Source organism: Exiguobacterium sp. s46 (assembly GCF_018618875.1).
GTDB lineage: Bacteria > Bacillota > Bacilli > Exiguobacteriales > Exiguobacteriaceae > Exiguobacterium_A > Exiguobacterium_A abrahamii.
In genome coordinates, this window is the sequence record NZ_JACSMY010000001.1 from 1,613,067 (window position 1) to 1,636,413 (window position 23,347).

The window sequence follows — 23,347 nt, forward strand, 5'->3', positions numbered from 1 at the left end:
TCCCTCCGGCAAATGCCGAAGGGACGATGTAAACACCGTGGTACCACCCTTGTTTGACTTTTCAATCGAAAAGTCCTCCAATTGCGCGATAACGGGCGCATCCCGTCACGATCTCTCGTGCGACTCCGGAGTGAATTCGGTTAGCAGATTCACGAAGCAGTTTTCAGTCTACGACCGCTTCTCCCTGATTGAATCGTTCCCTAACGTACTCTGTTCCATCAACGTCCATGATGTATTCCTGATGTTCACTTTAGCATGAACGCTTGTCGGTTTCAATCCACGCTTGCAAAATGATAGAGCAAAATGCCAGCCGCTACTGCCGCATTCAATGACTCCGCTTTACCGCGGATCGGGATGTAGGCACGCTCATCACAATAAGAGAGCAATTCTGGCGCAACGCCTTGTGCTTCGTTCCCGATGATCAAACCGAGTGCATCCATCGGTGCGATCGTTTGATAAGACGTCGCTCCTTCTAACGCCGTGCCGATTACCGCAATTCCTTGCTCGTGCAGTGCATTGACTGCCTCTTCGAGAGGCATGGAGATGACAGGTAGGTGGAACAGCGATCCTTGCGTCGCACGGATGACTTTTCCGTTATAGACGTCAACTGTTCCCGGTCCGACGACGACACCATCGAATCCAGCTGCGTCAGCTGTCCGAATCATCGTCCCGACGTTCCCTGGATCTTGTAGACGATCGAGCAACAAATAGCGTCCTCGTTCTAATTGTGCCGAAGCTTGTTTCATCTCACAGACAGCGAAGATGCCTTGCGACGTTTCCGTCTCAGCCAGTACTTTGATGACGGCTTCATCGATCGTAAAGACATCGGCATTTCTTTTCCAAGAACCTGGTACTTGGTACGATTCACGCACGATCAATTCCTTGACGATTCCAGCGCGAACAGCTTCTTCAATCAGATGTTCTCCTTCGATCAAGAAACGGTTCGTCTGCAGACGTCCTTTTTTCGTTAAGAGTTTTTTCCATTGTTTAACGATTTCGTTCTTTGCTGATGCGATGTGCTTCATTATTTTATTACCCCTCGTAGATCGCTTGGACGGTCTCCGCATCAAGACGTTTTGTGACAGCAACGACTAAATCGACGGCTGCCTCGAAATCGGCTTTATGCATGATTGAGACGTTCGTGTGCAAGTAACGGATCGGTACAGTCAATGCAAGTGATGGAACACCTGTATTAGACAAATGGAATTTTGCTGCATCCGTTCCGCCACCTGGTGTTAAGTCCAGTTGATACTTGATATTTTCTTCTGTTGCGACTTTCGTCACGAAATCGATCAATCCACGATGTGCGATCATCGACGCATCGAACATGATGACTTGAACGCCTTCACCTAATTTAGACAATGCTTCACGATCGGTCATTCCTGGCGTATCACCTGGGATACCTGTATCGACTGCAAAGGCGATTGATGGTTTGAGTAGGTGTGCGACGGTTTGAGCCCCACGTAACCCGACTTCTTCCTGAACAGTCGCTCCTGCGAAAATCGTGTTCGGATGTCCGTCTGCTTTTAAGCGTTTGATTGCTTCGATTGCGATGGCACAACCAATCCGGTTGTCCCACGCTTTTGCCATCAAGAAGTTCTCATTTTTCATCACAGTAAATTCGCAATGTGGAACGACCGTATCACCCGGACGAATTCCCCAACCGTCGACTTCTTCTTTTGATGAAGCACCGATATCGATGAACATATCTTTAATGTCGACCGGCTTATTGCGCGCTTCCGGTGGTAAAACATGAGGTGGTTTTGCACCGATTACACCTGGAATGACTTCACCAGATGACGTTACAATGTTCATACGCTGTGCCAAGAGGACTTGACCCCACCAACCGCCGAGTGGTTGGAAACGAAGGAATCCTTTTTCATCGATCTTCGTGACCATGAATCCGACTTCATCCATGTGACCAGCAATCAATACACGTGGTGCATCTTCGCCTGCGCCTTTATGTTCAGCAAACAGACTACCGAGACCATCCTGGTGGAATGCTTCTGCATGAGGTTCTAAATATTCACGCATGAGGCTCCGGACTTCTTTTTCGTTTCCCGGTACACCTGTTGCGTCCGTGAGACGTTTTAGCATATGTAATTGTTCGTTCATCTGATTTCCTCCTTAGTAACCGTTGTCTTGTCGCACATGGTTTGCTTCATTTTTAGAAATGTAAGCCTTGAAAATCATATCCTGTGTAAAGCCTAGTGTAGCACCTAATGCAAGGTATGCACCAATCAGAACATCATAACTTTGTTCCGTCCGCGAAATCGCAAAGACGTTCGTTTTGTTATAGACGTCTAAAAAAGCATCTGTTGCTGTCAAATAGAAGTCACCTTCTGTAAAATGACTTTTCTTGTAATCAAGCGCTAGACCTAGTGAGAGTAGAAAATGGACGCCATCGACATATTCCTCAAGAATTGTGACTTGAGCGGATGGTCCCTTCTTCGACCAGAACTTAAAGCAACGTGTCTCGTTCGCAAGTTCACCGAGTTCGACCAGTAAGGCGAGCAGACGCTCGTCGAATTGATTGCCTGTCAATTGATGTTCTGACTGAATCCGTTTATCCAACTGTTCTTGCATCTCAAAAAGTGTCAACCAATCCATCTTTAATTCTCCTTCTATCTAAAAAAATCATATGACCGTCTCATCGACGTGCCTTCTTATTTTATCATTAAATCGAAAAAAACGTCGGAGAATTAAATTCCCCGACGAATTGTAGAACTTAAGCGTTCAATTTTGCTTTTGCTGTGTCAGCAAGTGAAGCAAATGCAGTTGCATCTGTAACTGCGAGGTCAGCGAGCATCTTACGGTTAACGTCGATACCAGCTAATTTAAGACCATGCATCATGCGGCTGTAAGAAAGACCGTTGATACGTGCTGCCGCATTGATCCGAGTGATCCAGAGGCGACGGAAGTCACGTTTCTTTTGACGACGGTCACGGTAAGCGTACATGAGAGATTTCATGACTTGCTGTTTCGCAACCTTGAAGAGTGTATGTTTCGAGCCGTAGTAGCCCTTAGCTAATTTGAGTTGTTTTTTACGACGTTGACGAGTCGTATATCCGCCTTTTACGCGTGGCATATAAATTCCCTCCTAAATCTGTATACGATTGGATAAATTACTTCGCGATCATGTGACGGATGCGTTTGAAGTCACCCGTAGATACCATGCTAGCTTTACGTAATTTACGTTTCGCTTTTGTTGATTTGTTACCGAACAAGTGGCTTGTGTAAGCACGACCACGTTTCAATTTGCCAGAAGCAGTACGTTTGAAACGTTTAGAAGCACCGCGGTGCGATTTCATTTTAGGCATGAGAGATTCCCTCCTACTTCGATTCGATTAGTCTTCTTTCTTAGGAGCAAGCACGAGGAACATGCTGCGTCCTTCCATCTTCGGTCTCTGTTCCACAACACCGAACTCACTTAAATCCGTTGCGAGGCGTTCGAGAACGCGTCTACCGATTTCCGAGTGAGTAATGGCACGACCGCGGAAACGAATACTCGCTTTCACTTTGTTACCATTCTCCAAGAATTTCTTCGCATTACGGAATTTCGTTTGGAAGTCGTTCTCCTCGATCGTCGGGCTAAGACGAACTTCTTTCATCTGAATCACTTTCTGATTCTTCCGAGTTTCTTTGTCCTTCTTTTGCATCTCGAAACGGTATTTACCGTAGTCCATGATCTTACAAACTGGCGGCGTCGCTTGTGGAGCGACCATGACGAGGTCAAGTTCCGCTTCCTCAGCGAGACGTAACGCTTCGTTGCGTGATTGGACACCTAGTTGAGCACCATCCGCTCCGATAAGACGAACTTCGCGGGCGCGGATGCTTTCATTGATTAACAGATCTTTGCTAATGGTTAGCACCTCCATCGTGCATTGCACGAAAAATGAATGATAGAAAACGCTATAAAAAAAGCGTCGGCAGTTTTTCCCGCCCACACTCATAAGGAACGCCAAGGCACAGCATTCGCTATACATTGCGTATCTTCATGATGAACCAGTACGAGTCGTCATACATGGTGAGAAGCGGGATGCTTCTGCTTTGTTGTCATTTCACTTTGCTATCATAGCACTTGTTTTCCCGTGATGTCAAGCCGCTTTCTATGTTCTTACAGAACGTTGCTCACATACTTGATTATAATAGCAATCCTTTGACGGATAAGCAAGAAGTTTCTAACCTGTTTTTCATGGGTACATTCTTAACATACCAAAAAGATTCAGAACATTCGCAAGCAAAATTGTTTATTTAGAATGATTATTGTTTTATAATCAATGTAATCTTACATAAGGGGGAGAATAACAGATGACTGAAAAACGATTAACGACCAATCAAGGTGTACCAATTGGAGACAACCAGAATTCACGCACGGCTGGACGTCGTGGACCTACATTATTAGAAGACTATCAATTAATTGAAAAGATGGCCCATTTCGACCGGGAACGTGTACCTGAGCGCGTTGTACACGCTCGTGGATTCGGTGCTCACGGTGTCTTCACTGTCAAAAACTCAATGAAAAAGTACACGAAAGCCGCGTTTTTACAAGAAGAAGGGACAGAAGTTCCTGTCTTCGCCCGTTTCTCGACTGTTATTCACGGCACGCATTCTCCAGAGACGCTCCGCGATCCACGTGGATTCTCTGTCAAGTTCTATACAGAAGAAGGAAACTGGGATTTCGTCGGGAACAACCTTCCTGTCTTCTTCATTCGTGACGCTATGAAGTTCCCGGATATGGTCCATTCACTTAAACCAGATCCACGCACGAATATTCAAGATCCTGACCGTTACTGGGACTTCATGACACTTCGTCCGGAATCGACGAACATGCTCATGCATCTCTTTACGGATGAAGGCATTCCTGCAAGCTACCGTAAAATGCGTGGTTCTTCCGTCCATTCATTCAAATGGGTGAACGCTCATGGCAATACGGTTTATGTCAAACTACGCTGGGTACCGAAAGCTGGTATTCATAATCTCTCAGCAGAAGAAGCAACAGAGATTCAAGGAAAAGACTTTAACCACGCTTCAAACGATACGTTCCAAGCGATTGAAGATGGAGATTATCCGGAATGGGATCTGTTCGTACAGGTGCTCGATCCGGCTGACGTCGATCAGTTCGATTTCGATCCGCTCGATGCAACAAAAGATTGGTTTGAAGATGTCATCCCGTTCCAACACGTCGGTACGATGACTTTGAATAAGAACGTCGACAACTATTTCGCTGAAACGGAATCTGTCGGATTCAACCCAGGTGTCTTGATTCCAGGAATGTTGCCATCTGAAGATAAGTTATTACAGGGTCGCTTGTTCTCCTATTCCGATACACAACGTTACCGTATCGGAACGAACTACCAACAACTTCCGATCAACTGTCCGTTCGCACAAGTGAACAACTATCAACGTGATGGTGCAATGCCAGTCGGTCAACAAACGAGTCCGGTGAACTACGAACCGAACCGCTATCAAGAAGAACCAAAAGAAACACCAGAGTATACGGAAGAAAACCAGCCGTTACTTGATGATAAACACGGTCGTCTCGAAATCGAGAAGACGAACAACTTCGGTCAAGCCGGCGAAGTATACCGTCGTTTGACAGAAGACGAGCAAGCAGCTCTCCTGAAGAACCTCGTCAACGACCTCGAGCAGGTTCGCCACGAGAATACGGTCTTGCTCGCAATCTGCAACTTCTACCGCGCTGATGCTTCACTCGGTCAGAAACTATCAGAAGCGCTTCAAGTCGATATTGAACCATTCTTACAACAAATGCGGTCATAACGCAAAACAAGCACCCTCGACGCTAGTCTTGGGTGCTTTCTTGTGTCTTAGTATGGAATGAAATCATATCGTTCTGCTGTTTTATAGGTGAACTCATTGAGTTTCTTGAATAAGACGATTTGATCGAGTCCAACTTGCTTGACTGTATTTTGTTGCATGTAACGTTTTTGCTCTGCCGTAAACGTATTATAGATGGGAGCATAGCCATTGCTTTGGAACGGCTGCATTTGAATCGCCCGATCCGCGTCTTCAAATCGATTGTAGCGAATCGTCCCTCCGACAACTCCTCTACCGAGAATCGTCATCGCTTTTCCATCCGCCCGGTGCACGTTTCGAATCGTATTGTAACGGACCGTTGGATTTTTCCAGTTCATCATCGAAATGGCATAATCCTTTGTTCCGTCAATCGTATTTTTTTCGATCCGCACATTCGTGTGTAATCGATTTTCTGTATATTGATGTGTGCCAATTGCCACGTTGATGTTACGGAACAGGTTATTGCGAATCGTGATATCTGCATTCGGAGTTCCGTCTTGTTTCGACCACTTCCAGTTGAACCCCTTTGTGATCGGGTCTGGTGTATCGAGATTAATCGATTCATTCGGACCAGTATTCGGTATCATGACGGCGTCGACGAATTTCATGTTTTCGATGACTGCCTTTTTCGTTGCATCAAGTTCCATCGCATGTGAACCTTTTTGATTCCGTACTGTGATGCCGCCGATATACAAGTTTTGATTATGGGCAATGGCGAATGCCGAACCACGCGTATATCGATTCAAGTCGATTTGCGCATTGCCTTTCCCGATGATTTTAACGTTCTGTGAACCATCATACTTTCCGACCTTTTTGTTCAAACGCAACACGGATGGAGCAACAAGATCAAATACACTGGTCGTCGAACTAATCTTCGTCGTTCCTGTCTCCGTCGTCTTCTTGATGATGACGCCATCTTCCAAAATCACCGTCGTGTTGGACGGAATACCAACACGTAGTGGAGACAGATATGTTCCTTTCGTCAAGACGAGTGTCCCGCCCCCCTCTTTTTCAAGACGTTCCAAATAAGAGCGCATCGTATAATGGTTGCGCGTCTTTGCGTTATAGGTCGTATATTTACGAATCGTCGGGTCAATCGCTTCTGTTTTTGGTGTGATCCGGTATGTCTTTTTAGTCGTCGCCGCATCCGCTTTTCCCGGATGAATACCGATTAAAAGTGAAGAGGCGATGAGAACAGCAAGAGTCGTCTGTTTCATTTTTTGTAACTTCCTTTCCATCCTTCAAAACATTCCATCCAATGAAGGTTTATTATAGCATTTATCCAATTAAAGGAAAAATGATTTTCGGTTATGTTGGATAGATTTAGCTGGATGATCTATCTTTGTCATCGGCTTGTTGCTTCCTTCTTTTAAGTATCACATCACAAAAAAAGTCCGTCCTACATTAGCAGGACGAACTCTTTCATGCGACTATAATTATTTTGAACGGTTCGCGATTTCTTGCTCTAAGTCGGCAACGAATTGTTCAAGTGATGCATTGCTTGAGTCTTTTGAACCGTAGCGACGAATGTTGACTTCGCGCGATTCGACTTCTTTGTCACCTAAAACGAGCATGACTGGTACTTTGTTGACTTGCGCTTCACGAATCCGGTATCCGAGTTTTTCGTCACGGAAATCTGTTTCAACACGAATTCCCTTTTTCAGTAGGATCGCTTTGATTTCACGGGCATAGTCTTCATGAACTTTAGAAACCGGAATCAACTTCACCTGAACAGGTGCGAGCCATGTTGGGAACGCGCCTTTGTATTCTTCAATCAAGTATGCGACGAATCGTTCCATCGTCGAAACGACACCTCGGTGTAAGACGACCGGACGGTGATCTTGTCCGTCATTTCCTTTATAAGTCAATTCGAATCGCTCTGGTAAGAGGAAGTCGAGTTGGACTGTCGAAAGCGTCTCATCTTTACCAAGTGCTGTCCGAACTTGAACGTCAAGCTTCGGTCCGTAGAATGCAGCTTCGCCTTCTGCTTCGAAGTATTCGAGTTCGAGCTCATCCATCGTTTCTTTCAACTCACGTTGCGCCATTTCCCAAATCGCATCGTTATCGAAGTACTTCTCTTTATCCGCTGGGTCACGGTACGAAAGACGGAATTTGTAATCCGTGATTCCGAAGTCAGCATAGACTTCTTGAATGAGGTGAACGATGGCTTTGAACTCATCTTTCATTTGGTCAGGACGGACGAACGTATGTCCATCGTTAAGGACCATATAACGAACACGCTGAAGACCAGTCAAGGCACCAGACATCTCATAACGGTGCATACCACCAAGCTCCGCGACACGAAGCGGTAAATCACGGTACGAACGCGGTTCGTTCTTGTAGACCATCATGTGGTGTGGACAGTTCATCGGACGAAGAACGAGTTCTTCATTGTCCATCTCCATTTTCGGGAACATGTCATCTTGATAGTGATCCCAGTGACCCGATGTCTTGTATAGATCGACTGAACCGAGAACCGGTGTATAGACGTGCTCATATCCAAGTTCGAGTTCTTTATCGACGATATAACGTTCGACCGTCCGACGGATCGCTGCTCCTTTTGGTAGCCACATCGGGAGTCCTTGACCGACTTCTTGAGAAGTGAAGAACAAGCCAAGTTCCTTCCCGAGTTTACGGTGATCCCGCTCTTTCGCTTCAGCAAGGAAGTGGAGATGTTGTTTCAACTGATCTTTTGTCGCCCATGCTGTACCGTAAATCCGTTGTAACATCTTGTTTTTTGAATCCCCACGCCAGTAAGCACCAGCAATGCTCATCAATTTGAAGACTTGTAGCTTCGCTGTTGCTGGAACGTGTGGTCCACGGCAGAGATCGAAGAATTCGCCTTGACGGTAAATCGTCAAATCCTGATCAGCAGGAATCGATTCGATCAATTCGACTTTCAACGGATCATTGAGTTCTTTATAGATTGCAAGTGCTTCGTCACGCGAAACGACTTCGCGTTCGATCGGCAAGTTCTCACCCGCGATTTTATTCATCATTTTCTCGATTTCTGGTAAGTCTTCTTCTGTCAGACGACGTTCCATATCGATGTCATAGTAGAAACCATTCTCGATTGTCGGTCCGATCCCAAGATGAATCGTTTCATCTGGATACAGACGTTTGATGGCTTGTGCCATCAAGTGAGCTGAAGAGTGACGAATCAAGTCGAGCCCTTCTTCTGAATCCGGCATGATCAATTCGATTGTGCCGTCCTCTTCGATTGGACGACGGTAATCGATTGCGTGCCCGTTTAGTTTGGCAGCAAATGCTTTTTTACGAAGTCCTGGGCTGATTGAAGCAGCAACTTCTTCTGCTGTCGTACCGACTGCGAATTCCTTTACGGCGCCATCTGGAAATGTAAGTGCGATGTTTGACATGACTGTTTCCCCCTTTAACAAAATAAAAAAGACTCATCCCTAAAAAGGGACGAGTCTTAATCTCGTGGTACCACCCTCGTTCCCGGACCAATGTTGGTTCGGCTCGAACACGCGTTAACGGGCGTGAAGCGCAAACGGATTAGCCCCGTTCGTGCTATGAGGGAGTAAAGACATGAATGATGCCATGAGAAGCTTCCACCATTCTTCTCTCGCTAGTTTGGTTCATTTCATACTTCATATCCTCAATCGTTGCATCGTCTATTGACGTGTCATTAGTATAACGAATCGGTCGCTTCCTTGACAAGGAAAATTAGTAGCGACGTCGATTTTCACCGAGGAACTCGATCGGTTGCGTCGTCGTCCGGATCCGCTCCATCAGTCGTGCGGCCTTTAATTTATCACCTTGATCGTTCGTAATCCCGAAATGGAGCTCAAGTTCATCATAAGATAAGTTTGAGCTGAACAATGTCGGCAGACGATGCATCATGCGGTATTGCAAAATGATTCCGAACAATTCATCCCTTACCCACGGACTGATCGATTCTGCACCGATATCGTCAATTAATAAGACTGGAATCGTTTGGAATCCTTCAAGGAACGTATCGAACGAGTCCGACCGGATCCGCCGTTTTGCTTCAGCGACGAACCCCGGTGCATGGACGAGAATCGTTGCAATCCGTTCTTTCTTCAGTGCATTCCCGATCGCAGCCAAGAGATACGTTTTCCCGACACCAAAGCTACCGTGCAGGTACAGTCCCTTTACATGCTCTTTTGAGCGCAAGTGATTGAGGAACTGCGAAGCCGCGCGCAAGGCGAGCTTCCGGTCCGTCGTCGACAAGTCGAAATCGCTGAAGTTCGCATCGCGCACTTCATCCGGCAGGAACAGACTCTTGAACTTTTTCTCAAGTGCACGTTCATCTTCTCGGTCTTTGAGCGCTTGTGACTTCTCATACGAAACGACGATCTGTCCTTTTTCGACGTGCAGGATCGGCTGATAGCCTTCGATGACGGCTTTGCTTTCGATCAGTCGATTCCCATCCATCTGTTCCGCGTATTCGTTCAGTTTGAGCATTCCCCGCTCGATCATCCGTTGATCGATCTCCGGATGGGTCCGTAAGAACATGACGACCCCCGGATGAGACAACACCCGTTGTTGAATCGCTCGAACCGATTCTGCGACGTCCGGTCGACTTAATATTTTTTCGATAGATGATTGGATATGTTCCATGTCTCGACTCCTTTAGTTCCCCTTCAGTTCTCGTAAGATTCGTTCCATCTCTTCATCGTCTGGAACATCCGCTTCGAAACTCGCTTTTTTAGAGGCTTCATACTGTTGCTGTTTTGCCTTCTCTTCTTGCAACCACTTCGGATTCGGACCGCCGTTCGTATTGCTGGTCCGTCCCCGACGTCCACCAACGGTCTGACGCGCGCGTTCTTGTTTTTGCTCCTGCTTTTTCGCGATCAAGTCATCCTGCTCCTGCGTCTTCGCCAGCGCCTCGGATGCTGTCACGTACCCCTTCTGTTTCCAATCATCGACGATTGATAAGAGGAAGTTCTTACTGAAGCGATTGTCTTTTTTGACGACGAGCGCATAGTAGTAGGCGGCATTGACGATCCCGGATGACATTTCATAATCGATGATCAATTGCTGGATCAACTCTTCATCTCGTTCAGACAACGCTTTGACTTTTCGTAACTTCGCGACATAATGCTTCGGATGGGTACTTTCCATCGTTTCTGTCGCTTCGACGTCTCCGACCTCGATCGTGTCGAGTGAGGCGACCTTCGCTTTTTTCTCTCGGCTGAGCTTTTGTTTCGCTGACAACATCATCTGTTTGCAACGTTCTTGTTTCTCAGCATCGGTCATCGGCAAATATGCTTCGTGACGGAAACGGGCATTCAACAGTTCCGCCATCAATGCTTCATTCGACTGCGTGACGTACGCAAGCTTTACGAGCAGATGATCGATTGCCTTTGAATAAAACGAGCGTGGCAAAAAGCGATCGGTTTGACGTTTCATCTCTTCTAAATCAAACGAATAATCGAATTCATATACTGCTCGTTCCTGTTTCGCATAGGCCTTCGGTTGATGCGCAGAAGCAAGACCAGCTTTCACATCGAACACTTGATCAAATCGGACCGTCCGATCAACGATATTCTTCGGAAGCGGCTCCGTCCGGAAACGATGCTGTAACGACCGGAACCGGATTTCACCGACGCGGTAGAATAGCAGACTCGATAACACCCCGTCATTCAAGAAAGTGTTTGGCGCAAGCGGCACTCGGATTTGATAGATGTAGCGATACGCGGCTTGGCGCGCTTCGAACGTCCGGATCAAACCGATCCCTTCTAGCTTGAATAGCTCTTCCTTGAACTCATCGACGGAAAAACCGAGTAGCGTTCCGAGTTCTGCATGGGAGATGTATTGGGATTTTGTCTTTCCCGGAATCATCTCGCTCCAAAACGTTTGATAGAGTCCAAGTGCTTTGACACCAATGATCGGCTGGTACAAATAATATAAAGATTGATAGGCTTCACGGTCGACGACACCATTGCTCATCACTAAGCAAAGATCGGTACCGGAAAGTTCACGTTCTACCATCTGACTCGTCCTTTCCTTAGGGAGAAAAAGAGAGGTGCGCTGACCGGACAGACGACCTCTCTTATATCACGTTCAATTTTCACGGTCATTTTCTTGATGTCGCTCCATCAGCTCAGAGAGCTCTTGGAAGAAGACATTGATGTCCTTGAATTGTTTATAGACACTCGCAAAGCGGACGTATGCTACTTCATCGACGGAAGCTAATTCATTTAACACGAGACGTCCGACCTGCTCACTTGGAATCTCATGCTGAGCCGTCGCCCGCAATGCCTTTTCGACCCGACTGACGACTGTTTCTAGCTGTTCAATCGAAATCGGTCGTTTTTCACAGGCACGCACTAGTCCCCGCAAAATTTTATCACGATTGAACTCGTCGCGTGTTCCGTCTTTCTTTACGATGATTAAAGGGGTCTGTTCGACCATTTCGAAAGTCGTAAAGCGATAGCCGCAAGACTCACATTCACGTCTCCTCCGAATCGAACCGAAATCCTGGACCGGTCTTGAGTCCAGTACTTTTGTTCCGTTAAAATTACAGGCTGGACAGCGCATGCCGTACCTCCGTTCACGTGATTTCTTTTGTTCCAATCATTTTTAATCGATATCCCGCATCAAGTGATGCATAGATTCGCTCGATGTGTTTTTCGAGATCAGGTCCGAGAAGACTTTCACGATGTAAGAATAGATCGACGGCCGTACGTCCGCCCGCCACCATAATGACGGTCGCGAGTCCGTCGACTTCTTTTAATGTAAAAGCGAGTTCTCCACGTTCCGCGTCAACACGACGAACTGTCCCGCCCTCTTGCTTTAAGATATTTTCTAAACCAGCAAACAACATCTCGACTGTTGCCGCATAGTAGTGTGTGCGTAAATTTTCGTTTTTATGTGTATCGGATGTCTCTAGCTGTTTTTGCAAGCGTTCCTTCAGTCCCATGGTCATCCTCTTTTCTTTGTTTCTTCTACTATTAAGAATAACAGACGTCAGACATATTAAAAAGCCCTCGTCTGAACGACGAGGGCTTGACGAATTCGTGTGTGTTGTCAGTTGACGTGCTGGACAGTAGCCGCTGGAACTTGAACTGGTCCCATACCACGTGGAATTTCGACATTTTCACGGATTTTCGCATCGAGCTTTTCAGCAATGTAGTTCGCTGCGATGGCTGGATCGATCCGATCCCCACAAGTAAAGACATCAACCGATGCATACCCGTGCTCTGGGAAACTGTGAATCGTCAAGTGCGATTCAGAGATAATGACGACGCCACTGACGCCGTGTGGTGCAAACTTGTGGAATGCTACTTCTCGTACTTCTGCACCTGCTTGAAGTGCTGCGTCAACGAAAAGTCGTTCAACGAATTCCATGTCGTTCAATTTTTCAGGATTACAATCCCAAAGTTCTGCAATAATGTGTCTTCCCATAGTATCCATTTGTGGATCCCCCCTACATTCAATGGTCTTCAAAGTAGTTGATCACTTACTTTGCGCCTGAGTCGTTCGCACCCACGGGGGAAAGTTAGTCCAGAGAGGTCCTAACCCTTTAAGCTGCGATTGCCAGACCGATTGAAGTTCACGATTTGAATTATAGCGAGTATCAAAAAGATACACAAGGATAAATTTCAAAAATTAATACATTTCTAGAAAAAAAACGGGACAGGTCCCGTCGTTACTGGGATCTGCCCGTTGTCATTAATTCAATTCAAGTTCTTTTTCAACCGTTCCCATCGCCTCTAAGTGCGCCGAAACAAGGTGTACGAGGTCGACGACGCGGCAGGAGTAACCCCATTCATTATCGTACCAAGCGAGGACCTTCACTTGACGACCACCCATGACCATCGTCGAGAGTCCATCGACGACCGTCGAACGCTCTTCTCCGTTGAAGTCGATCGAAACGAGCGGTTCCATCGTCATTCCGAGAATGCCTTCAAGCGCACCGTCCGCTGCTTTCGTGAACGCTTCGTTCACTTCAGCAACTGTCGTATCGCGACTGACTTCGACGACGAGATCGACGAGTGAGACGTTTGGTGTCGGAACACGAAGCGCGAGTCCATTCAATTTTCCTTCCAAGTGTGGCAAGACGAGAGAAATCGCCTTTGCCGCACCTGTCGATGTTGGAATGATGGATGAGCCACATGCACGTGCGCGTCGTAAATCTTTATGTGGATTATCAATATTATTTTGATCGTTCGTAAACGCGTGAACCGTCGTCACGAGACCCGATTCGATTCCGAATGCCCGGTCGATGACTTGCACGACAGGTGCGAGACAGTTCGTCGTACACGATGCGTTCGAGACGATAGCATCTGTTTCATGATCATACATGTCGTCATTGACACCCATGACGATCGTCCGGACATCCCCTTTAGCAGGTGCCGTGATGACGACCTTTTTTGCGCCTGCCACTAAATGCTTCGCAGCACCCGTATCTGAGTTGAACTTTCCTGTCGCTTCGACGACGATATCGATGCCGAGTTCCCCCCACGGCAATAGTTCAGGATTGCGTTCACTGACGATTTGAATTTGTCTTCCGTCAACCATCAACGCCCCATCGATGATGTCGACCGGATAATTGAATTTCCCATGTACCGTGTCGTACTTGATTAAATGTGCAAGTGTTTCGACTGGATAGCTTGCATTGATTGCTACGACTTCGCTTTTCCCCTCAGCGATCAGACGTCGAAAGACCATTCGACCAATTCGACCAAAACCATTGACTGCCACCTTGACTCCCATGTGCGGATCCCCCTTCAATGTGACGGATGTAGCTCCGTTTACAGATAGAACTATATCATGAAATGTAAGCGATTTCATTATGTTCTCTAAAAAAAGTGAGAGAAGATGGAAACTTCTCTCACTTCGCACTTTTCATGTACCACTCTCATGCTTATCGGTGTCATATAATACTAACCATTTATCGATTTGTTGATATAACGAATCAAGACTCCCATCATTGAAGAACACATCATCCGCAAGCTCTTTTTTCTGTTCAATGCTAAGTTGCGAATGAATACGTGCATATGCTTCTTCTTCCGATAGGTCATTACGTTGCATCAATCGTCTTAACTGCATGTTTTCCGGACAATACACGACTACGACACGGTCGAACAGCGTCCGCCAATCGCCTTCAAGTAACAACGGAATATCAAATACGACGAGCGAATGTCCTGAACGTTCATAGGCATCTGCTTCATCAAGCATCTGTCGTCGAATACTTGGGTGCATCAACTGATTCAGCTGTTGTCGTTTTTCGCTATCCTGAAAAATGATTTGTCCGAGTTTTGGACGAACGAGACGTCCTTCTTCGAATGCTTCCGGGAAGGCCATCTTGACCGCCTCATAGGCTCGCCCGCCTGGTTCAATGACTTCTCGTGCAACGAGATCCGCATCGATGACCGCTATTCCTTTTTGCTTCAGATAGCTAGAAACCGTACTTTTACCGGTGGCGATACTGCCCGTCAGACCAACCCTCATAAGGCGACCTGTTGGCACGTCGGACAGAAGTGTGTTCCCCGTCCGCCGACTTTAATTTTTTCAATGACAGTGCCACAACGGGGACACGGTTCGCCCTTTTGACCGTATACCGCGAGTTGAAGCTGGAACTCACCTTTTCCAGAAGGTGAGACATAACTTCGGATCGTACTTCCTCCCGCTTCCACTGCTTGTCGTAAGACGTCGACACCGGCTTGATGGATGCGTGAGATATCATCAAGCGTCAAGGCACCAGCCTTCGTCAACGGATGAACGCGTGCCGCATGAAGGGTCTCATCGACATAGATGTTACCGAGACCAAGGAAAATCGATTGGTCGAGCAGTGCCGTTTTGATTGGACTTCTTTTTTTACGAATTAAATTCTCCGCTAACACTTCTGCTGTGAACTCCGGATCAAACGGTTCACGCTCCAGCTGTGCCAGTGGAGCAGTCTGCATCGCTGTTTCCTTATCACGCAATTCCATCGTTCCGAACTTCCGGACGTCATTGTAATGCAGCTCCGAACCATCCGTGAATCGGAAGACGACATGGGTATGTTTATCCCGCTCGACCGGTTGTGGATACGGGAAGTACTTCCCTTCCATCCGCAAATGGCTGACGAGATAAAAACGATCAAAATCAAAGAGTAGGAACTTACCGCGACGTTCGACGCGTTCGATCCGTTCTTGATGTAAGGCATCTGCAAATGGTGCCACTTCCATCCCCCGAATCATTTTCGGGTGGTAGACTTTGACGGAAGAGACTGTTTTTCCAGAGACCGAACGTTCTAAACTGCGGCGAACGGTCTCGACTTCAGGTAATTCAGGCACGTCTATTCCTCCTTGCTTACTTCGTTTCGTACCACGTATGTCCTGCGCCCCCATCGACGCGTAGCGGTACGGATAGTTCGACGGTCTGCTCCATCGCTTGTTTGACAAGCGCTTGTAAAGCGTCGAGTTCCTCGTCTGGTGCTTCAAAAATCAATTCATCGTGTACTTGTAATAACAAACGCGCTTTCAGATCAGATGCCTGTAAGGCAGCATGAACATCAAGCATCGCTTTTTTAATGATATCCGCAGCCGAACCTTGAATCGGCGTATTGATCGCCGTACGTTCCGCAAAACCGCGTAAGTTGAAGTTTTTCGAATTGATATCCGGAATGTTACGGCGACGGTTCATCAACGTTTCGACGAATCCATTCGCTCGTGCCGTTTCAATCGCCGTATCCATGAACTGTTTGATTTGCGGGAACAGCTCGAAATAACGATCGATGAACGATTGTGCTTCCTTCCGCGTGATGTTCAAGTTTTGTGACAGTCCATAATCGCTGATTCCATAAATAATGCCGAAGTTGACGGCTTTCGCCTGACGCCGCATATTTCCTGTGACATCCTCCGGTTCAACACCAAAGACACTACTTGCCGTTTGAGTATGGATATCCTCATCATGTAAGAATGCATCGACAAGCGTCTGATCCTGCGACATATCGGCCATGACACGTAATTCGATTTGTGAATAGTCGGCAGCGTACAGTGACCAGCCTGCCTCACTCGGAACGAAGGCTTTTCGAATCTTCCGTCCTTCTTCGATCCGAATCGGGATATTCTGAAGGTTCGGATTGACCGAACTTAAACGACCTGTCTGGGCAATCGTCTGAGCAAAACGGGTGTGAATCTTTCCGTCTTCCTTGATGACTTTTTGTAAGCCTTCGACATACGTCGACTGTAATTTTTGGAGCTCCCGGTATAACATGATGTGATCGATGACCGGATGCAGCGGACGCAGTTTTTCAAGGACGTCTGCGGCAGTCGAGTAGCCGGTCTTTGTTTTCTTGAAGGCGGGCAGTTCGAGTTTTTCAAACAGAATCACACCAAGTTGTTTCGGTGAATTGATATTGAACGACTCACCTGCCGCTTCAAAGACCAACGTCTCAAGTTCTGTAAGACGCCCGGCAAGATCTGCTTGCATCGATTGGAGCGTCGCGACGTCGACACGAATCCCGGTCCACTCCATCTCAGCGAGGACACCTGACAATGGACGCTCTAGTGTTTCATACAGCTCATATTGCTGATTCGCCTTCAACTCTTCCCGGACTTTCGGGAACAATAACTCGATCATCCGTGCCTTTTCTGCAAGATAAGGATGTAATACGTCATCCGCTGGGGCTAGACGTTTGGCTCCCTTACCGAGGACTGCTTCTTCGTTCGGTGCCATCAATGCATAATGACCAGCAATTGAAGCGAGCGTCGTGCCGCCACTTAAGTTCAATAAGTAACCCGCTAATAACAGATCCTCATAACCGTTTAAGGTTAAGCCGTGCTTACGCAACGCGAATGCGACTTGTTTGGCATCAAGACAAACCTTCCGATGTTCCGACTCGATCCATTGGCGGAATGCCGGATCCTCGACCAGCGTTGGGGCAGCAACATAGATCGTGTCAGGCGTTGCGATCGCAAACCCGATGATGTCCTCTTCCATGTAATCCTCTCGCAACTGTTCAGCAAGCAACACCGCATCGGTGACGTCTTCAGGAAGTGAAGTGATCGTCACGACGTTCAACTGCTCTTTATCCTCTTCTTTGACGACAGGGGCGAATCGATTCGTCAACGACTTGAAGCCAAGCGACTGGAACAACGAATACGGCACTTGGGTATCAACGTCGCGAATTTGCAAATCATCTAGCGTCGTCTCGAGCGGGACATCGACTTTAATTGTCGCAAGTTCTTTCGATAGTCGTGCTAACTCTTCGTTCGCGATGACTTTTTCCTTCTGCTTACCTTTTAAGTCTTCAACATGTTCATACAGTCCTTCGACAGAACCATATGCCGAAATCAATTTAACTGCCGTCTTTTCACCAATCCCAGGAATCCCTGGAATATTATCCGACTTATCCCCCATTAACCCTTTCAGGTCAATCATTTGAATCGGTTTGAGACCACCATATGTCTCAGCGAACAGTTCCTCCGTCATGCACTGGACGTCCGTGATCCCACGCTTCGTGATCAAGACTTCGACCTTATCCGTGACAAGTTGAAGTAAATCTTTATCACCTGTGACGATCCGCGTCCGATCCGTCGGCATCGTTCGTGCGAGCGTACCAATCAAATCATCTGCCTCATAGCGATGGAGTTCCATCATTTGAATACCGAGCGCTTCACAGATATCCCGGACGATCGGGAATTGCTCACGTAGTTCGGACGGTGTCTTTTCCCGACTCCCTTTATACTCCTGATAGACATCATGACGGAACGTTTCACTCGAAGCATCGAAGGCAACGAGCATATGTGTAGGTTGTTCTTCCTCGAGCAACTTCAATAACATCATCGTAAAGCCATAAGCTGCGTTCGTATTTCGTCCTTGCGCATCCGTCATTGGTGGTAAGGCGAAAAACGCCCGATAGGTCAACGAGTTCCCATCAATCAATAGCAATTTATTTTCCATCATCTACGCCCCTTTAATCGATTTTCTGTTCCTATTGTATCACTCTACACACATTTGTTCGCTAAAAATGACCAAAAAAAGACGATTGACTCACGGGGAGTCAATCGCCAAGGGCATGACGACATGGGAGCTGATCCAGTCGCCATACAGATGATGAAGAAGGTACTTTCATCATAAGATGTGTCTATTAAGGAAATGTGAATCCACTGTGAAATTCAGCCATGTTTTGGTAAACGAATCGTAAATGTCGTCCCTTTCTGCTCTTCTGAAGCGACTTCGATTTCACCATGATGAAGGTCGACGATGTGTTTGACGATGGCTAGTCCGAGACCCGTTCCCCCAGAATTGCGGCTTCTTGCCTTATCGACGCGATAGAAACGTTCGAAAATCCGTTGGGTTTCTTTCGGATGAATGCCAATTCCATCATCTTTGATGATGAGCTGGACAGACTCTTCCCCATCCTCGAGCTGAATCCAGACGTTGCCACCATTTGGCGTATAATTCAACGCATTCGCGACCAAGTTGACGACGACCTGTTTCAATCGATTCAAATCTGCCCGAATGAAGACTTCCTCTTCCGTTTCGATATGAATCGTCATCTCTTTTTCTGTTGCTCGTCGGTCCAGGAGTGCTGCCGTTTCCCGAACGAGACTTGTCACATCAACGATTGCTGTCTCGAGTTGATAATTATCCTGTTCTAGACGAGAGAGTTCAAGCAAGTCTTCCACCAATGTCTGCATCCGTTCCGATTCGTCATGAATGATCCGTAAAAATTGTTCTCGGATTTCCGGAACCTCTTGCGCACCATCGAGTAACGTTTCCGCAAACCCTTTGATGGACGTCAACGGTGTCTTTAATTCATGGCTGACATTCGCGACGAAGTCTTTGCGCATTTGTTCCAGTTTTTTGATTTCCGTGATGTCGTTAAAGACGACGGTCGTTCCCTGCACGCGACCGTTCTTATCGAAAATCGGAGCGGCACTGACCATGAACGTCCGACTATTGATGCCGAATCGCACACTCGACTGCTTTCGATTTGGTTTTTCCGTCAGATAGACATCTTCAATCACCTGGCTCATCTTTTCGTTTGGAAGTACACGATAGTACAACTTCCCGCTAGACGGTTCATGAATGTTGAACATTTCCCGATACGTCCGGTTGACGAGCAGGACATAGCCTTTTTCATCAATCAACATGAGACCGGCTCCCATGTACTCGATCAAGGATTCAAGACGCGCCCGTTGCATCGCTTCACCAGAAGATGCGTTCTCGAGATTGCGCGCTAGTAGATTGATGGAGCGCCCTAAATCGCGTGATTCGTCGGGTGCCGACAACTCATAGACGCGTGACTTGTAATTTCCATGCGACAGTTCGTGCAGGACATCGGTTGCCTCCGCGATCGGTCGAAGGAATCGTTTCGTCGATCGATAAATCGTCAAGAATATAACCAATAACGACGCAACTAGAGAAAGGATGATGACCGTCCAAATCCGTGAATAAATGACGTTTAAGTCTTTTGCGTAACGAATGAAACTGACGTACACCTCGCCACCGTCCGCTGTCGGAACAGGCTTCGTGAATTGGACGACACTGTCATCTGTTTTCGATTCAAACGTCCCCTCATCAGGAATCGCTGAAAAATTAAGAGTCGCGACTTTTAGTTTCGTCACATCAACCGGTGTACCAGCAATGATCTCACCCCGACCATTGAATAAAATCATGTCGAAGTTCGATTCAGCGTACAATTGATTTACGTACTGGGCCATCTCCGAAACATCGCGTCCTTGTAAGATTGTCTCGACAAGAGAAGTCTCATCCATCAATTTTTCTTTTTCATTTTGGACATAGAACTCTTTAAAGGATTGCCCAAGTAAGAAACCGAGTGCAATTAGCACGAGACTGATGAACGAAAACATTTTGAAGATGAACCGCTTGCGATACTTACTCATTCCGGTTTCGGCTCCTCCATCTTATACCCGAGACCACGAATCGTTTTGATATAAATCGGTTTTTTCGTATTCGGCTCGATTTTTTCACGAACATGACTAATGTGCACATCCACGATTCGTGTATCGCCGACGAAATCATAGTTCCAGATTGCGGATAACAGTTGATCTCGTGTCAGGACACGTCCCTTATTTTTAGCAAGATATACGAGCAATTCGAATTCTTTAGGTGTCAGTTCAAGACGCTCTTCTGCTTTGAAAGCTTCGTAGTTATCTGGAACGATCTTGACATCACCAATCATAATCGTCCCATCCGTCACTTCTTCCGAAGGTGTTGTCTGATGACTCATTCGTCGTAAAATTGCTTTCACACGGGCGACGACTTCACGTGGGCTAAATGGTTTTGTCAGATAATCGTCCGCACCGAGTTCAAGACCAAGGACTTTATCGAACTCATCATCCTTTGCCGTCAGCATCAAGATCGGCGTATTGATTTTCTGTTGGCGTAGCCGTTTACATACTTCAAGACCGTCGAGTTCCGGCAACATGAGATCCAGTACGATCAGTGCGGCATCTTGTTTTTCCGCTAATTTTAAACCTGACATCCCATCATGTGCCGTTTCGACGATGAAACCAGCCTGTTCTAGATTAAACTTCAATAGTGTTGCAATCGACAATTCATCATCTACCACGATAATTTTATCTTTCAAACCTTGCATCCCCCTCAAGTTTCGTTCTTTCGAATGAGGAATTCCGTGGAATCCGCTTCGTCTGTCTTCATCTTACCGACTTTCACAGGAAAATCACAAATCTTTCTGCTGTTTCTTTACACAATCTTTAAAGGAGATGCCGAATCCAACTAGATCGTTCGTGTAAAAGCTAATAAAATGGGGAAACAATACATATCGTTAATTGTAGGAGGTAGAATGTATGGAATGGAACCATCCCCTTTTTGCAGCCATCACGGCGTGGTTCATCGCTCAAGCAGCGAAGCTTGTCACGAGTTTGGTTCGGACACGAAAGTTCGACCTGGAAATCATGTTTGCTTCCGGTGGTATGCCTAGTTCACATAGTTCGACTGTCGTCGCCTTAGCCGTTGTCATCGGTTTTCAGGAGGGCTTCTCGTCTTCGATTTTCGCACTGGCTGTCATCTTTGCGACAATCATCATGTATGATGCGACCGGTGTCAGACAAGCAGTCGGTGTTCAGGCAAAACTACTCAATGATTATTTCAAAGGAATTCGCCATGAGACTCCTCTCCTGAATGAGCTCGTCGGTCATACCGAATTTCAGGTGTTCGTCGGTCTGTTACTCGGACTAGCCGTCGGTATTCTGTGGCCCGTCTTCTTCTTTTAATCCTATGATGTACAACAGCCCATCCAAAAATCGGATGGGCTGTTTGAGTATGATAAAGCTTATGGTTTCAAGACGACCTTGATACATCCATCTGTCCGATCATTAAATGTCTGATAGGCAGAAGCAGCATCATCAAGTGCCACTCGGTGTGTCACGATATCCGTCGGATCAAATTCTTGATTGATGATTTTCTGGAACAGTTCCGGCATCAAATGAACGACTGGTGCTTGTCCCATTTTCAGCGTAATATTTCGGGTAAAGAAATCGCCAAGCGGAAACTGATTATATTTTTTAGCGTAGACGCCTGTCAACTGCACAGTACCAAATTTCCGGACAGCGTCCTTTGCAATGTCAATGGCACTCAACGTTCCACCTTGCAGACCAATCTTTTGTTCAATTTTTTCTACAGGGGACATCTTCCCATCAAAACCGACGCAATCAATGACGACGTCTGCTCCACCTTGTGTTAGCTCTTTAATATACGCACCACTTTCTGCGTGATCCGAGAAATTTACTGTCTCGACTTTATTCGTGACTTTAGCATGATTTAATCGATACACTTGATCATCCACCGCAATGACTCGCTTTGCTCCTTGCATCCATGCAAATTTTTGTGTCATTAGTCCAACTGGTCCTGATCCGAGTACGACGACCGTATCTCCTTTTTTCACACCCGCATGCAGGACACTCCAATACGCCGTAGGTAAAACGTCAGATAAGAACAATAATGCCTCATCTTCTAATTCGCATGATTCAGGAATCACGAGTGGCATGAAATTCCCGAACGGAACTTTTAAATATTCCGCCTGACCACCGGGATGTCCACCAAACTCTTCTGTAAAACCGAAGTACCCACCTGTATCGACATGGGGATTTCCGTTCGAGTTATCACATTGACTCTCCATATCATGTTCACAAAAGAAACAGTGACCACAAGCAACATTAAACGGTAACACGACGCGGTCGCCACGCTTGACCTTCGTCACACCTGGTCCAACCTCTTCAACGATGCCCATCGGTTCATGACCAATGACATAATCTTTGTGAGCCGGCATATTTCCTTGATAGATGTGTAAATCTGATCCACAAATTGCAGTCGATGTGATTTTGACGATGATATCATCGTTTTTATCAATCGATGGATCCTGGACTTGTTTGACTTGAACATCTTTTGCTCCTTGGTACGTTACGGCGCGCATGTGGCATCCCCCTTAGTGGAATAAAATGACGTACCTTTGTCCTTACCCTAATACAATCATCTTTTCTACATGTTTATTAAAATTGGAACTTTTCGCCTATGTGTATCGTATGTTGTGAAAAACACACTTTACACAATAAACCTATGA

General features: G+C 46.5%; 22 protein-coding genes. 2 read left to right on the top strand and 20 right to left on the bottom strand.

Features of this window, described 5'->3' with window-relative positions; genetic code table 11:
• Positions 1 to 272 precede the first annotated feature (272 nt).
• From KNQ08_RS08485 to infC, 6 genes are all read right to left on the bottom strand, one after another.
• Complete coding sequence (locus KNQ08_RS08485; protein ID WP_050677644.1) at positions 273 to 1,025, bottom strand: TrmH family RNA methyltransferase; 753 nt, start codon at positions 1,023 to 1,025, stop codon at positions 273 to 275.
• A 7-nt stretch (positions 1,026 to 1,032) separates the two neighbouring features.
• Positions 1,033 to 2,115, bottom strand: a complete 1,083-nt coding sequence (locus KNQ08_RS08490) for a M42 family metallopeptidase (protein ID WP_064299521.1) — start codon at positions 2,113 to 2,115, stop codon at positions 1,033 to 1,035.
• Between the two features lie 12 nt (positions 2,116 to 2,127).
• Entirely contained in the window at positions 2,128 to 2,610 is a 483-nt protein-coding gene (locus KNQ08_RS08495) for a dUTP diphosphatase (RefSeq protein WP_023469014.1), read from the bottom strand.
• A 118-nt stretch (positions 2,611 to 2,728) separates the two neighbouring features.
• A complete protein-coding gene (gene rplT / locus KNQ08_RS08500; protein WP_012371057.1) occupies positions 2,729 to 3,088 on the bottom strand; it encodes a 50S ribosomal protein L20 in 360 nt (119 codons plus the stop codon).
• 37 nt (positions 3,089 to 3,125) lie between these two features.
• Positions 3,126 to 3,320 carry a 50S ribosomal protein L35 gene (gene rpmI, locus KNQ08_RS08505; protein WP_023469015.1) on the bottom strand — a complete coding sequence of 65 codons (195 nt, stop codon included), beginning with the start codon at positions 3,318 to 3,320 and terminating at the stop codon, positions 3,126 to 3,128.
• 27 nt (positions 3,321 to 3,347) lie between these two features.
• Positions 3,348 to 3,878, bottom strand: a complete 531-nt coding sequence (gene infC / locus KNQ08_RS08510) for a translation initiation factor IF-3 (protein WP_035406328.1) — start codon at positions 3,876 to 3,878, stop codon at positions 3,348 to 3,350.
• Between the two features lie 433 nt (positions 3,879 to 4,311).
• Between infC and KNQ08_RS08515 the strand changes: the two genes are divergently transcribed.
• The gene (locus KNQ08_RS08515; protein ID WP_023469017.1) at positions 4,312 to 5,781 is read left to right on the top strand and encodes a catalase; all 1,470 of its coding nucleotides are present in this window, start codon (positions 4,312 to 4,314) and stop codon (positions 5,779 to 5,781) included.
• Between the two features lie 47 nt (positions 5,782 to 5,828).
• Here the strand turns inward: KNQ08_RS08515 and KNQ08_RS08520 are convergent, their stop codons facing one another.
• The 13 genes from KNQ08_RS08520 to KNQ08_RS08580 all read right to left on the bottom strand — a co-directional run bounded on the left by KNQ08_RS08520 (position 5,829) and on the right by KNQ08_RS08580 (position 21,364).
• Positions 5,829 to 7,034, bottom strand: a complete 1,206-nt coding sequence (locus KNQ08_RS08520) for a glycoside hydrolase family protein (RefSeq protein WP_214805265.1) — start codon at positions 7,032 to 7,034, stop codon at positions 5,829 to 5,831.
• A gap of 219 nt (positions 7,035 to 7,253) precedes the next feature.
• On the bottom strand, positions 7,254 to 9,194 hold the full coding sequence (gene thrS, locus KNQ08_RS08525; RefSeq protein WP_029342321.1) for a threonine--tRNA ligase: 1,941 nt from the start codon (positions 9,192 to 9,194) through the stop codon (positions 7,254 to 7,256).
• 310 nt (positions 9,195 to 9,504) lie between these two features.
• The gene (dnaI, locus tag KNQ08_RS08530; protein WP_023469020.1) at positions 9,505 to 10,422 is read right to left on the bottom strand and encodes a primosomal protein DnaI; all 918 of its coding nucleotides are present in this window, start codon (positions 10,420 to 10,422) and stop codon (positions 9,505 to 9,507) included.
• A 12-nt stretch (positions 10,423 to 10,434) separates the two neighbouring features.
• A complete protein-coding gene (locus KNQ08_RS08535) occupies positions 10,435 to 11,796 on the bottom strand; it encodes a replication initiation and membrane attachment family protein (protein WP_064299518.1) in 1,362 nt (453 codons plus the stop codon).
• Positions 11,797 to 11,868: 72 nt separating this feature from the next.
• Complete coding sequence (gene nrdR, locus KNQ08_RS08540) at positions 11,869 to 12,345, bottom strand: transcriptional regulator NrdR (protein WP_023469022.1); 477 nt, start codon at positions 12,343 to 12,345, stop codon at positions 11,869 to 11,871.
• 13 nt (positions 12,346 to 12,358) lie between these two features.
• Positions 12,359 to 12,727, bottom strand: coding sequence for a hypothetical protein (locus KNQ08_RS08545; protein ID WP_023469023.1), 369 nt, complete (start codon positions 12,725 to 12,727; stop codon positions 12,359 to 12,361).
• Between the two features lie 107 nt (positions 12,728 to 12,834).
• On the bottom strand, positions 12,835 to 13,221 hold the full coding sequence (gene speD, locus KNQ08_RS08550) for an adenosylmethionine decarboxylase (RefSeq protein ID WP_023469024.1): 387 nt from the start codon (positions 13,219 to 13,221) through the stop codon (positions 12,835 to 12,837).
• Between the two features lie 258 nt (positions 13,222 to 13,479).
• Positions 13,480 to 14,523 carry a glyceraldehyde-3-phosphate dehydrogenase gene (locus KNQ08_RS08555; protein WP_023469025.1) on the bottom strand — a complete coding sequence of 348 codons (1,044 nt, stop codon included), beginning with the start codon at positions 14,521 to 14,523 and terminating at the stop codon, positions 13,480 to 13,482.
• Between the two features lie 132 nt (positions 14,524 to 14,655).
• Positions 14,656 to 15,279, bottom strand: a complete 624-nt coding sequence (gene coaE / locus KNQ08_RS08560) for a dephospho-CoA kinase (RefSeq protein WP_353049222.1) — start codon at positions 15,277 to 15,279, stop codon at positions 14,656 to 14,658.
• Complete coding sequence (gene mutM, locus KNQ08_RS08565) at positions 15,258 to 16,088, bottom strand: DNA-formamidopyrimidine glycosylase (RefSeq protein WP_149427709.1); 831 nt, start codon at positions 16,086 to 16,088, stop codon at positions 15,258 to 15,260. The genes coaE and mutM overlap by 22 nt, the downstream gene beginning before the upstream one ends.
• A gap of 16 nt (positions 16,089 to 16,104) precedes the next feature.
• Complete coding sequence (gene polA / locus KNQ08_RS08570; protein WP_214723786.1) at positions 16,105 to 18,702, bottom strand: DNA polymerase I; 2,598 nt, start codon at positions 18,700 to 18,702, stop codon at positions 16,105 to 16,107.
• A 212-nt stretch (positions 18,703 to 18,914) separates the two neighbouring features.
• Entirely contained in the window at positions 18,915 to 20,648 is a 1,734-nt protein-coding gene (pnpS, locus tag KNQ08_RS08575; RefSeq protein WP_050677648.1) for a two-component system histidine kinase PnpS, read from the bottom strand.
• Positions 20,645 to 21,364 carry a response regulator gene (locus tag KNQ08_RS08580; protein ID WP_371743236.1) on the bottom strand — a complete coding sequence of 240 codons (720 nt, stop codon included), beginning with the start codon at positions 21,362 to 21,364 and terminating at the stop codon, positions 20,645 to 20,647. The genes pnpS and KNQ08_RS08580 overlap by 4 nt, the downstream gene beginning before the upstream one ends.
• A 211-nt stretch (positions 21,365 to 21,575) precedes the next feature.
• On the opposite strand from KNQ08_RS08580, the gene KNQ08_RS08585 reads away from it, so the two are divergent.
• Positions 21,576 to 22,001 (top strand): divergent PAP2 family protein, encoded by a 426-nt coding sequence (locus KNQ08_RS08585; protein ID WP_133207611.1) that lies wholly within the window; start codon positions 21,576 to 21,578, stop codon positions 21,999 to 22,001.
• Positions 22,002 to 22,060: 59 nt separating this feature from the next.
• Here KNQ08_RS08585 and KNQ08_RS08590 read toward each other — a convergent pair whose 3' ends face one another.
• Positions 22,061 to 23,200 (bottom strand): zinc-dependent alcohol dehydrogenase, encoded by a 1,140-nt coding sequence (locus tag KNQ08_RS08590; RefSeq protein WP_035396552.1) that lies wholly within the window; start codon positions 23,198 to 23,200, stop codon positions 22,061 to 22,063.
• Between the last annotated feature and the right edge of the window lie 147 nt (positions 23,201 to 23,347).

Bases quoted from the DNA above. Each gene is read 5' to 3' on its own strand.
- dnaI (WP_023469020.1), bottom strand. From the start codon at position 10,422: ATGGAACATATCCAATCATCTATCGAAAAAATATTAAGTCGACCGGAC.
- KNQ08_RS08490 (WP_064299521.1), bottom strand. From the start codon at position 2,115: ATGAACGAACAATTACATATGCTAAAACGTCTCACGGACGCAACAGGT.
- KNQ08_RS08485 (WP_050677644.1), bottom strand. From the start codon at position 1,025: ATGAAGCACATCGCATCAGCAAAGAACGAAATCGTTAAACAATGGAAA.
- nrdR (WP_023469022.1), bottom strand. From the start codon at position 12,345: ATGCGCTGTCCAGCCTGTAATTTTAACGGAACAAAAGTACTGGACTCA.
- polA (WP_214723786.1), bottom strand. From the start codon at position 18,702: ATGATGGAAAATAAATTGCTATTGATTGATGGGAACTCGTTGACCTAT.
- KNQ08_RS08515 (WP_023469017.1), top strand. From the start codon at position 4,312: ATGACTGAAAAACGATTAACGACCAATCAAGGTGTACCAATTGGAGAC.
- KNQ08_RS08545 (WP_023469023.1), bottom strand. From the start codon at position 12,727: ATGGGACTGAAGGAACGCTTGCAAAAACAGCTAGAGACATCCGATACA.
- rplT (WP_012371057.1), bottom strand. From the start codon at position 3,088: ATGCCACGCGTAAAAGGCGGATATACGACTCGTCAACGTCGTAAAAAA.
- thrS (WP_029342321.1), bottom strand. From the start codon at position 9,194: ATGTCAAACATCGCACTTACATTTCCAGATGGCGCCGTAAAGGAATTC.
- KNQ08_RS08535 (WP_064299518.1), bottom strand. From the start codon at position 11,796: ATGGTAGAACGTGAACTTTCCGGTACCGATCTTTGCTTAGTGATGAGC.
- KNQ08_RS08585 (WP_133207611.1), top strand. From the start codon at position 21,576: ATGGAATGGAACCATCCCCTTTTTGCAGCCATCACGGCGTGGTTCATC.
- infC (WP_035406328.1), bottom strand. From the start codon at position 3,878: ATGGAGGTGCTAACCATTAGCAAAGATCTGTTAATCAATGAAAGCATC.
- pnpS (WP_050677648.1), bottom strand. From the start codon at position 20,648: ATGAGTAAGTATCGCAAGCGGTTCATCTTCAAAATGTTTTCGTTCATC.
- KNQ08_RS08555 (WP_023469025.1), bottom strand. From the start codon at position 14,523: ATGGGAGTCAAGGTGGCAGTCAATGGTTTTGGTCGAATTGGTCGAATG.
- KNQ08_RS08495 (WP_023469014.1), bottom strand. From the start codon at position 2,610: ATGGATTGGTTGACACTTTTTGAGATGCAAGAACAGTTGGATAAACGG.
- speD (WP_023469024.1), bottom strand. From the start codon at position 13,221: ATGGATACTATGGGAAGACACATTATTGCAGAACTTTGGGATTGTAAT.
- KNQ08_RS08590 (WP_035396552.1), bottom strand. From the start codon at position 23,200: ATGCGCGCCGTAACGTACCAAGGAGCAAAAGATGTTCAAGTCAAACAA.
- rpmI (WP_023469015.1), bottom strand. From the start codon at position 3,320: ATGCCTAAAATGAAATCGCACCGCGGTGCTTCTAAACGTTTCAAACGT.
- KNQ08_RS08520 (WP_214805265.1), bottom strand. From the start codon at position 7,034: ATGAAACAGACGACTCTTGCTGTTCTCATCGCCTCTTCACTTTTAATC.
- KNQ08_RS08580 (WP_371743236.1), bottom strand. From the start codon at position 21,364: ATGCAAGGTTTGAAAGATAAAATTATCGTGGTAGATGATGAATTGTCG.